The sequence below is a fragment of the Paraclostridium sordellii genome, from assembly GCF_000953675.1.
In the GTDB taxonomy this organism is placed as follows: domain Bacteria; phylum Bacillota; class Clostridia; order Peptostreptococcales; family Peptostreptococcaceae; genus Paraclostridium; species Paraclostridium sordellii.
Genome location: NZ_LN679998.1, coordinates 1 through 10,759, shown reverse-complemented (window position 1 = coordinate 10,759; position 10,759 = coordinate 1). Strand labels below are relative to the sequence as shown.

Annotated in this window: 11 protein-coding genes; all 11 read right to left on the bottom strand. The window is 29.0% G+C overall.

The genetic code is table 11. The annotated features are described in order from the left end of the window. Positions 1-139 precede the first annotated feature (139 nt). A complete protein-coding gene (locus ATCC9714_RS00055; protein WP_021127383.1) occupies positions 140-913 on the bottom strand; it encodes a SigB/SigF/SigG family RNA polymerase sigma factor in 774 nt (257 codons plus the stop codon). Continuing rightward, the gene (gene rsbW, locus ATCC9714_RS00050; RefSeq protein WP_269467237.1) at positions 913-1,320 is read right to left on the bottom strand and encodes an anti-sigma B factor RsbW; all 408 of its coding nucleotides are present in this window, start codon (positions 1,318-1,320) and stop codon (positions 913-915) included. The genes ATCC9714_RS00055 and rsbW overlap by 1 nt, the downstream gene beginning before the upstream one ends. A 3-nt stretch (positions 1,321-1,323) precedes the next feature. Further along, positions 1,324-1,635, bottom strand: a complete 312-nt coding sequence (locus ATCC9714_RS00045; RefSeq protein WP_021127085.1) for an STAS domain-containing protein — start codon at positions 1,633-1,635, stop codon at positions 1,324-1,326. Between the two features lie 16 nt (positions 1,636-1,651). After that, a complete protein-coding gene (locus ATCC9714_RS00040; RefSeq protein ID WP_021127084.1) occupies positions 1,652-1,909 on the bottom strand; it encodes a hypothetical protein in 258 nt (85 codons plus the stop codon). Then, positions 1,909-2,190 (bottom strand): YtxH domain-containing protein, encoded by a 282-nt coding sequence (locus ATCC9714_RS00035; RefSeq protein ID WP_021127385.1) that lies wholly within the window; start codon positions 2,188-2,190, stop codon positions 1,909-1,911. The genes ATCC9714_RS00040 and ATCC9714_RS00035 overlap by 1 nt, the downstream gene beginning before the upstream one ends. Positions 2,191-2,264: 74 nt before the next feature. Further along, positions 2,265-4,688 carry a DNA gyrase subunit A gene (gene gyrA / locus ATCC9714_RS00030; protein ID WP_055338218.1) on the bottom strand — a complete coding sequence of 808 codons (2,424 nt, stop codon included), beginning with the start codon at positions 4,686-4,688 and terminating at the stop codon, positions 2,265-2,267. A gap of 18 nt (positions 4,689-4,706) precedes the next feature. Further along, a complete protein-coding gene (gene gyrB / locus ATCC9714_RS00025; protein ID WP_021127387.1) occupies positions 4,707-6,608 on the bottom strand; it encodes a DNA topoisomerase (ATP-hydrolyzing) subunit B in 1,902 nt (633 codons plus the stop codon). Beyond that, positions 6,609-7,727: a DNA replication/repair protein RecF gene (gene recF / locus ATCC9714_RS00020; RefSeq protein WP_054631079.1), complete on the bottom strand. Its 1,119-nt coding sequence runs from the start codon at positions 7,725-7,727 to the stop codon at positions 6,609-6,611. A 14-nt stretch (positions 7,728-7,741) separates the two neighbouring features. Then, positions 7,742-7,948, bottom strand: a complete 207-nt coding sequence (gene yaaA, locus ATCC9714_RS00015; protein WP_021127074.1) for a S4 domain-containing protein YaaA — start codon at positions 7,946-7,948, stop codon at positions 7,742-7,744. 128 nt (positions 7,949-8,076) lie between these two features. Continuing rightward, positions 8,077-9,186 carry a DNA polymerase III subunit beta gene (gene dnaN / locus ATCC9714_RS00010; RefSeq protein ID WP_021127389.1) on the bottom strand — a complete coding sequence of 370 codons (1,110 nt, stop codon included), beginning with the start codon at positions 9,184-9,186 and terminating at the stop codon, positions 8,077-8,079. Between the two features lie 241 nt (positions 9,187-9,427). After that, entirely contained in the window at positions 9,428-10,759 is a 1,332-nt protein-coding gene (gene dnaA, locus ATCC9714_RS00005; RefSeq protein ID WP_055330845.1) for a chromosomal replication initiator protein DnaA, read from the bottom strand.

Genomic DNA, 10,759 nt, shown 5'->3' with positions numbered 1-10,759 from the left:
ATTCTTTAAAAAAGAATTTATATAATTAACCTACTGTTTAATTTTCAAAGTTCATGTTTGCCCTTTTCTTAAGGACAAGTAATACTATACTACCTTATAAACAGTAAGTCAACAGTTTTTAAAAACTTTTTTTATTTTTTTATAAATTCTTTTCATATTCTTTTTTTAATTTCTCAATAATCTTTCTCTCTAGCCTGGAAACAGTCATTTGAGAGATTTCTAATTCTTTAGCTATTATTGATTGTGTCTTGTCTAAGAAGAATCTATCTTTAAATATTTTTACCTCTAATTCATTTAAAGTTTCTATAAATTTATTAATAAAATCCATATTTTCTATATTTCCAAAACTAGTTTCTTCTTGTCCAACTTTATCTTTTAATGTTATTTCTTTATCATCAGAGTCATCATTACTAGATGTGTCAAGTGACATAGGTTGGTATCCATAAGAAGCTTCTATAGCTTCTAGAACTTCTTCTTCGCTACATCCTAAGTAATTAGCTATATCTATAGCCTTTGGGCTTCTTTTATTTTTTTGCTCTAAAAATAATTTAGCTTCACTTATCTTCTTACTTAACTCTTGTATTCTTCTTGGTACTTTAACTGTCCATACTTTATCTCTAAAGTATTTTTTTATCTCACCTATAATTGTAGGTGTTGCAAAACTTGAGAACTCATAGCCTTTTTCAATATCATATCGATCTATGGCATATATTAATGCTAAAGATGCAACTTGATATATATCATCGAAATCTACACCTTTATTAATATATTTTTTAGCTAATATATTTGCTAAATACATATGTCTTTCTATAAGAATATTTCTTATTTCTACATTTTTATCTTTGCTATATATATTAAACAATTCTTTAGTTTCCATATCCATATAGCTTGTAGCATTAGCTACGTTCCTCATTAAATACCAACTCCTAAATATTTAGTCATTTTTATTGTTGTACCTTCATCAGTATTCGATATCGTATTTACTTCATCCATTAGAGTCTTTATTATAAATAACCCTAATCCACCTTCTTTAGGATTTGCCAAATCTGGTTCTTGTAATGAATCAACATCATATCCTGTGCCTTTATCTTGTACTTCTATTGATAAGCCATTGTTTAGTATAGAAAATTCAACTAAGAACTTATCATCTAAACTATGCTTTATTGCATTTGTACATGCTTCTGATACAGCTACTTTAATATCTTCTATATCATCTAGCGAAAAGCCTACTTTATTAGCTATTCCAGAAACTGTCAATCTTATAATGCTTACATATTCTGGATTTGCTGTAACTTCCATTTTTATAGTCTCTAGCTCCAAAACTTATCCCTCCACTTTAAATATTTTATCTAATCCTGTTATAGTAAATATCTTTTTTACATTTTTTCTAGCGTTTATTATATATATATCCTTCTCATTCACTTTTAATCTTTTAAGTACTCCTATAAGAGCTCCTAAACCTGTAGAATCTATGTACTCTAGGTTTGTAAAGTCAATCTTTACATCCATTGGTTTATCTTCTATTAACCCATTAAGATGCTCTTTTACCTTATCTGCCCCAGCAACATCTAACTCTCCATCAATTCCTACATTCCAAAAATTATTATCTAATCTTGATTCAATATTTACAGACATAACTATACCTCCTTATTTACCTTTTGAAAAACTTAAATGCTTTTGTTATATTAGTTATTCCGCTAGCTAAACTTACTATATCATCTGTGCTCTTTGTAATAGCGGCAACATTTTCTATAGTTTCGTGGATGTATCTTTCATTATAATCTACTATTTTGTATGTTTTTTCAACAACTTTAGTTGCACTATTGATTAGTTTAGCTAAATATATTGCAATTATTAGTGCTGATACACCAAATAAAATAGCTCCTATTTGCCATCCCACTGCATCCATTATATATTATCTCCCTCATCTTCAAAAGTCTTACTTATTATTATTTCATCTTCAACTATGTTTACATCGTCTATATCACAGTCTTCTACAATATTAGAAATTTTATTTTTTACAGTTTCTATAGTTCCATCTAAAACTTCTCTTGGATTCTCTTTTATTTCATCCATTTTTTCTTTAGCTTCTTTTCTTAACTCAGATCCTTTTTTAGGTGCTAAAAATAATCCTAGTAAAAATCCAATAATTGATCCAAATAAAAAGTATTTACCTTTGTTTTTACTCATAAAATAACAACTCCTTTCTAATTTATATATTTATTATATCCATAATTATACAAAAAGAATAGGGTTTGTATACCCTATTCTTCCATCTCTATTTTAGCAATTGAAACTATATTTACCTCATCATTAGTCTTCATAAGCTTAACGCCACTTGTTACTCTTCCAAATAAAGATATTTCATTTACTCTAAGTCTTATTAATACTCCATCAGAATTTATTATCATCATTTCATCATCTTCATTTACCATTTGAGCTCCGACAATATCTCCTGTTTTATCTGCTATATTATAAGTCTTTATACCTTTACCTGCTCTTATTTGAGATCTGTATTCTTCAATTGATGTTCTTTTTCCAAATCCATTTTCACTAACTACTAGTAAATCTGTTCCTTCACTACAAAGATTCATTGAAACAACTTTATCATTTTTATTTAAAGTTATACCTTTAACTCCCATAGCTGTTCTTCCCATATGTCTTATATCATTCTCATCAAATCTAATAGACATACCACCTTTTGTAACTAATATAACATCTTCACTTCCATCAGTTACTCTAACATCAATTAATTCATCATCTTCTCTTAATCCAATTGCTATTAATCCTGATTTATTTATATTTTTAAATTCTTCACGTTTAGTCTTCTTAACTATTCCGTTTTTAGTTGCTAATAATAAGTATTGTGAATCACTAGCATCATCGATAGAAATCATAGTGGCAATTTTTTCATCACTATTTAATTGTAATAGGTTAACTATAGCAGAACCTTTAGCTTGTCTCTTAGCTTCTGGTATCTCATATGCATTTAATCTATATACTCTACCTTTATTTGTGAAGAATAGTAATCTACTATGAGTTTGAGTAGTTATTAATTCTTTTATAAAGTCCTCTTCTCTAGTAGTAAGTGCTGATATACCTCTTCCACCTCTATTTTGACTCTTATAAGTGTCTATAGGCATTCTCTTTATATATCCAAAGTGAGTAAGAGTTACTGCTACTTCTTCATTTTCTATAAGGTCTCTCATATCTATTTCGCCTTCAGCATGTCTTATCTCAGTTCTTCTTTCATCAGCATAGTTTTCTTTTACTATTGATAATTCTTGCTTTATAACATTCATAAGTAATCTTTCATCACTTAATATTTCTCTTAATCTATTTATTTTCTTAAGAAGTTCTTCATACTCTGCTTCTATCTTATCTCTCTCTAAACCTGTAAGTCTTTGTAGTCTCATATCTAAGATAGCTTGTGCTTGTACTTCAGAAAGATTAAATCTATCCATTAATCCATCCTTAGCTTCTTGAGTAGTCTTAGATCCTCTTATAAGTTTTATAACTTCATCAAGGTTATCTAATGCTATTCTTAAACCTTCTAATATATGTGCTCTTGCCTCAGCTTTATTTAAGTCAAACTTAGTTCTTCGTGTAACTACATCCTTTTGATGTTGTACATAATGATATAAAACTTGTTTTAAGTTTAATACCTTAGGTTCTCCATTAACTAAAGCTAGCATTATTATACTAAATGTATCTTCCATTTGAGAATGTTTATAAAGCTTATTTAATACTATATTTGCATTAGCATCTCTTTTAAGTTCTATAACTATTCTCATACCATTTCTATTACTCTCATCTCTTAAATCTGAGATTCCTTCAAGCTTTTTATCTTTAACTAACTCAGCTATCTTTTCAACTAACTTAGCCTTGTTTACTTGATATGGTATTTCTGTTATAACTATTTGTTGTTTTCCTTTAGCTAATTCTTCTATGTAAGCTCTTGCTCTAACCTTAGCTTTACCTCTTCCGGTTCTATAAGCTTCTGCTATATTTTCTTTACCCATTATTATTGCAGAAGTTGGGAAGTCTGGTCCTTGTATAAATTGCATTAAATCTTCAATACTACACTCTTCGTTGTCTATAAGATGTATTGTAGCATCTATTACCTCTCCTAAGTTGTGAGGTGGTATAGATGTTGCCATACCAACTGCTATACCATTAGATCCGTTAACTAAAAGATTAGGGAATCTAGATGGTAGTACTGATGGTTCTTTTAAAGACTCATCAAAGTTTGGTATAAAATCAACTGTTTCTTTATCTATATCTCTTAATAACTCAAGAGCTAATTTACTCATTCTTGCTTCAGTATAACGCATTGCAGCTGGTGAGTCACCATCTACAGAACCAAAGTTACCATGTCCATCTACTAAAAGTCCTCTAGTAGAGAAATCTTGTGCCATTCTTACCATTGCTAAGTAAACTGCACTATCTCCATGTGGGTGGTACTTACCAAGAACGTCCCCAACAATACGTGCAGACTTTCTATATGGCTTATCTGGTGTTAAATTTAATTCACTCATTGAGTATAATATTCTTCTATGAACTGGCTTAAGTCCATCTCTTACATCCGGAAGGGCACGTCCAGCTATAACACTCATCGCATAATCAATATACGATTTTTTCATTTCGTGTCCTATTTCAATAGGGAGTATTCTATTATTTTCATCCATTAACACTCATCCCCTCTCTTATATATCTAAATTTCTAACATATCTAGCATTTTCTTCTATAAACTCTTTTCTTGGAGCTACTTTATCACCCATTAACATTGAGAATATCTCATCTGCCATAGCTGCATCTTCTATAGATACTTGTAATAAAGTTCTTGTTTCAGGATTCATAGTAGTTTCCCAAAGTTGCTCTGCATTCATCTCTCCAAGACCTTTGTATCTTTGAAGCTCTATTCCAGTTCTTCCAAGTTGTTCTAATAAAGTATTTAACTCTTGATCTGAATATACATAGTATTCCTTCTTTTGCTTTTTAACCTTGTATAGAGGTGGTTGTGCTATGTACACATACCCATTTTCTATAAGAGGTCTCATATATCTAAAGAAGAATGTAAGTAATAATGTTCTTATGTGAGCACCATCTACGTCGGCATCGGTCATTATTACAATTTTATGATATCTAGCTTTTTCTAAGTCAAAATCATCACCTATGCTACATCCATATGCTGTTATCATATTTCTTATTTCATCTGAAGATAATATTTTATCTAATCTAGATTTTTCAACATTAAGTATCTTACCTCTTAGTGGTAATATTGCTTGAGAATGTCTATCTCTACCTTGTTTAGCAGAACCTCCGGCAGAATCCCCTTCGACTAAGAATATTTCACTTTTTGCAGGATCTTTTTCTGCACAGTCAGCTAACTTTCCTGGTAAAGACGTACTTTCTAATACACTCTTTCTTCTAGTTAATTCTCTTGCCTTTTTAGCAGCTTCTCTAGCTCTTTGAGCTCTTAAAGCTTTATCGACTATTATTCTAGCAGTTGTTGGATTTTCTTCTAAGAATGATCCTATTTCTTCAACTGTTACACTGTCTACTACACCTCTTACAGCAGTGTTTCCTAACTTAGTCTTAGTTTGCCCTTCAAATTGAGGTTCTGGAAGCTTAATAGATATAACAGCCGTAAGACCTTCTCTTATATCCTCTCCTAAAAGATTTGCATCTTTTTCTTTTAAGATTCCATTTTTTCTAGAATAATCATTTACTACTTTTGTCATAGCAGTCTTAAAACCGCTTAGGTGAGTACCACCTTCATGAGTATTTATGTTGTTGGCAAAAGAATATATGTTCTCTGTATAACCGTCAGTATACTGTAAAGCTACCTCTACCATGTAGTCCTTTACTTTTTTCTCGATATAAACTATATCTGGATGAATTCCAGTCTTAGTTTTATTTAAATGCTTAACGAATTCTATTAGGCCACCCTCATAGTGGAATTCTTTTACCTTTTCTTGACCTTCTCTTTTATCTTCTAAAACTATCTTAACACCTTTATTTAAAAATGCTAATTCTCTTAATCTATATTCTAATGTCTCATATTTATATTCAACTTCGTCAAATATAGTTGCATCTGGTTTAAATTGTACTATAGTTCCAGTTACTTTAGTTTCTCCAACAACTTTAATATCTGAAGTTGGAACTCCCTTTTCATATCTTTGACTATAAATTTTTCCATCTTTATGAACTTCTGCAACTAACCATTCTGATAATGCATTAACTACAGAAACCCCAACTCCGTGAAGACCTCCTGAAACTTTATAACCTCCACCGCCGAATTTACCTCCAGCATGTAAAACTGTTAAAACAGTTTCAAGTGTAGATTTACCAGTCTTAGGATGCACCTCTACAGGTATACCTCTACCATTATCTCTTACAAATATGCTTCCATCTTCATTTATAGAAACATATATATCTGAACAATATCCAGCTAGAGCTTCGTCTATACTGTTGTCCACAATTTCATAAACTAAATGATGTAAACCTCTCGGTCCTGTTGATCCTATGTACATACCAGGTCTTTTTCTTACAGGCTCTAATCCTTCTAATACCTGTATCTGACTTGCACCGTATTCTTGTTTCATCTAGTTCCCTCCATTCTCTATACTAATTACATTTCCTTTTTCAATATTGAAAATAGTAGTATTCTCAGTATTAAATATTTTTTTGTGAGAAGCTTCTGCTGTTGTGATGAACATTTGAACTTTATCTAAGTTATCTACTAATAGTTTTTGCCTAGTTTCATCTAATTCACTAAAAATATCATCTAATAATAAAATAGGATATTCTCCTACCTCATTATTTATCAGTTCTATTTCTGAAAGTTTTAGTGAAATAGACGCTGTTCTTTGTTGTCCTTGTGAACCATAAAGCCTAACATCTAATCCATTTATACAAATCAATAAATCATCTTTATGAATTCCAAATCTAGTAGTTCGAGTATCTATATCATGTTGTCGACTATCTATAAGTTTTTTTAAGAATTTTTCATATACTGTATCTACAGTATCTTCATCGGTAAGATTGATTTGATTTTTATATTTTATTGTTAAATTCTCTAAATCGTTAGTAAGTTTTTTATGCATTTTACTTGATATATCCGCAATTTTTTTAATGAATTCTCGCCTTAATATATATATATAACTTCCATACCTAGCTAAGCTTTCATCATAAACGGCTATTAAATCAGGGTCTACATAACTGCTTTTTAGTAATTTATTTCTCTGAAATAAGATTTTATTATAATTTGTAAGATAATTATAGTATTTAGGAGTAATTTGGCTAATCTCCTTATCTATAAAAACCCGTCTTTCTTTAGGGCCTTCTTTTACAAGTCTTAAATCCTCTGGAGAAAATATGACTACGTTTAAATTCCCTAATAATTCATAAATTTTTTCTATATTTATTTTATTTATTTTTATGCCTTTTTTGTTATTTTTACCAATTCCTATTTCTATTAGACTATTTCTATCATGTTTTATAAAATTTCCGCCTATATATAAATTCTCACTTTCAAATTTAATCATCTCTTTATCTTTATTGGTTCTAAAAGATTTTCCAAATGATAATAAATATATAGCCTCAACAATATTAGTCTTTCCTTGTCCGTTTTTCCCTATAAGCAAATTTATTTTGGGATTAAACTCTAAATATAAAGCGTCATAATTTCTAAAGTTAATTAAATTTAAGCTATTTAAATACACAAAGGGCACCCCTTTTATAGTATTTTTATTGTGTTACCTTCAACTTCTACTATATCATCAGATCTTAATTTTTTGCCTCTTCTAGTCTCTATTTCTCCGTTAACCTTAACTAGACCTTCTTGAATTAAGAATTTAGCATGTCCACCTGTAGATGCTATATCTACTAGTTTTAAAAACTGATCTAACTTTATAAATTCAGAGTCTATCTTTATCTCAAGCATTTTTCACCCTCCTTTTATTATATCAAATATATATTAAATAAATTTCTTATACTCTTAATTGTTAACATATATTTAAAAATATATTATATCATAAAAACCCAACTTTTTCAGTTGGGTTTGATTTTAATTTATATATTAGAAGATATTCTTACAGGAAGTAATAAATATGTATACTTAGTTCCATCAACTGGTTTTATAATACATGGATTAACATTTGTAGTAAATTCTATAAATATTTCCTCACTATCTATAACTTTTAATGCTTCTAAGAAATATCTTGAGTTAAAAGCTATATCTAAGTAATCTCCTTCTAATTCTATTGAAACTTCTTCATACACATTCCCTTTTTCTGTATTAGATGTTATAGCCATTGAATTATCTCTTATTGATAACTTTATTAAGTTATTTTTTTCTGATTGAGATAATAAAGAAGCTCTTTCAATACTATTTAAAAGTTCCTTTGTATTTACCTTAGCTCTTACTCCATATTCTCTAGGTAGAAGTTTTTTATAATCTATAAATTCACCCTCTAATAATCTTGTTATTATTTTTGTCTCATTTATGATGAAAATAGCATTTTTTTCATCAAATCCTATTTTTATAAAATCTCCTTCAGATGCAAGTAATCCATTTACATCATGCAGTGTTTTACCTGGTATTATAACCTTTACATCTTCTTCTACACCCGATAATTCACTTGCTCTTACAGCTAGTCTATATCCATCTATAGCAACTAAGCTTATATTTCCATTTCCTATTTCTAATAATTCACCCATTAATATAGGTTTTGTTTGATCTTGAGATATTGCAAATACAGTTTGTTTAATCATATTTTTTAATAAATCTTGAGGAATGTCATATAATTCGTTTTTATTTACATCTGGTAATTTAGGATATTCTACTGCAGAATCACCTTTTATTTTAAATCTAGAGTTTAAACAATTTATATATACGTTATTATCAGAATCTGTTTCAATTTCAACAAATGTATCTGGTAATTTTCTTATAATATCCCCAAAAAGTCGAGCATTTATTACGATTTCTCCCTCTTCTATTACTTCAGCTTGTGCATAAGTATCTATTCCTATTTCTAAATCATATCCTGTTAAGTTAATACGATCTTCTTTTGCTGTTAATAAAATTCCTTTTAGAAGCTCTAAAGTTGTTTTTCCGTTAATGGCTTTTTGTACAATTCCTATTTTATGTGCGAGTATTTTTTGATTACAAATTATCTTCATTGTGGATAACCTCCTTATGTGATTATATACAAAAATAAAATAAAAAAAATAGTAGTAATAATAGTAGGTGCTGTTGATAAAGTGGATAAGTATCTCAATCAAAATAAATACAAAGATATCAACATGTGTACAAAATGTTAATATCTTTGTGTGTTCTTGTAGGATATTATGTATATATTTGTGGCAAAAAAATATATGCACATTTAATTAACGTACTATCCACATATAAATTGTTTATAATTTATCCCTTTAAATCTAATATAATTTTATTTATTTTTTCTTTAAAATCTTCATTGTTTTCTATATCCTTAGCTATTTTATCATGGGCATGAATAACTGTTGTATGATCTCTTCCTCCAAATTCTTCACCTATTTTAGGTAAAGATAAATCTGTAAGTTCACGAGATAAATACATTGCTATCTGTCTTGGATAAGAAATTGATCTTGTTCTTTTCTTTGAATTAAAATCTTCCATTTTAAGAGAGAAAACTGAAGATACTTTTTCTTTTATTCTATTTACATTTATTTCTTCATGTTTCGATGTTGATATTATATCTTTTAAAGCTTCTGAAGCAAGTTCAAAAGATATAGTTTTATTAGTAAGTGAACTATAAGCTACAACTCTAGTAAGAGCTCCTTCTAATTCTCTTATATTTGATTTTATATTTTTAGCTATATAAACAGTAACCTCATTTGGGACGTCAATATCTTCCATTTGAGCTTTTTTTCTAAGTATAGCCATTCTAGTTTCAAAATCTGGAGCTTGTATATCTGTTATAAGCCCCATTTCGAATCTTGAACGAAGTCTATCTTCTAAAGTAGGAATCTCTTTAGGAGGTCTATCACTAGAAATAATTATTTGTTTATTAGCTTCATGTAAAGAGTTAAATGTGTGGAAAAATTCTTCCTGAGTTCTTTCTTTACCTGCTATAAATTGTATGTCGTCTATTAAAAGAACGTCTACATTTCTATACTTATTTCTAAACTCTTCATTTCTATCATCTTTAATAGAGTTTATAAGTTCATTTGTAAATTTTTCTGATGATACGTAAACTACCTTTGGGTCTTTTTTTTGTTCCATTATATGGTGTCCTATTGCATGCATAAGATGTGTTTTTCCAAGACCAACACCACCGTATAAAAATAATGGGTTATAAGCTCTAGCTGGAGCTTCTGCTACAGCTACACATGCAGCATGAGCAAAACGGTTACTATTTCCTATGACAAATGTATCAAAAGTATATTTAGGGTTTAGATTAGGATAGTTCTTTTTTAGTTTATTATCGTCTTCTTCGATATCGTGGTTTTTATTTAAACCTCTAACATCATCTTCACTTAAAACGAATTTTATGTCATGTTTTTTTAATGAAAGTTGGTTAACAGAGCTTTCTATTAAATTTAAATATCTATCTTCTAATATGCCTTTAGTAAAATCATTTGGAACTAGTAGTATTAATGTATTTGATTGTATTTGTAATGGCTTTATTTGTTTAAAAAAAGCATTAAAACTAGGGGGTGATAATTCCCCTTTTATAAGTTGTAATGTTTTTTCCCATAAAGAAACTATATCCAT

Bases quoted from the DNA above. Each gene is read 5' to 3' on its own strand.
- ATCC9714_RS00055 (WP_021127383.1), bottom strand. From the start codon at position 913: ATGAGGAACGTAGCTAATGCTACAAGCTATATGGATATGGAAACTAAA.
- ATCC9714_RS00045 (WP_021127085.1), bottom strand. From the start codon at position 1,635: ATGTCTGTAAATATTGAATCAAGATTAGATAATAATTTTTGGAATGTA.
- ATCC9714_RS00040 (WP_021127084.1), bottom strand. From the start codon at position 1,909: ATGGATGCAGTGGGATGGCAAATAGGAGCTATTTTATTTGGTGTATCA.
- ATCC9714_RS00035 (WP_021127385.1), bottom strand. From the start codon at position 2,190: ATGAGTAAAAACAAAGGTAAATACTTTTTATTTGGATCAATTATTGGA.
- gyrA (WP_055338218.1), bottom strand. From the start codon at position 4,688: ATGGATGAAAATAATAGAATACTCCCTATTGAAATAGGACACGAAATG.
- gyrB (WP_021127387.1), bottom strand. From the start codon at position 6,608: ATGAAACAAGAATACGGTGCAAGTCAGATACAGGTATTAGAAGGATTA.
- yaaA (WP_021127074.1), bottom strand. From the start codon at position 7,948: ATGCTTGAGATAAAGATAGACTCTGAATTTATAAAGTTAGATCAGTTT.
- dnaN (WP_021127389.1), bottom strand. From the start codon at position 9,186: ATGAAGATAATTTGTAATCAAAAAATACTCGCACATAAAATAGGAATT.
- dnaA (WP_055330845.1), bottom strand. From the start codon at position 10,759: ATGGATATAGTTTCTTTATGGGAAAAAACATTACAACTTATAAAAGGG.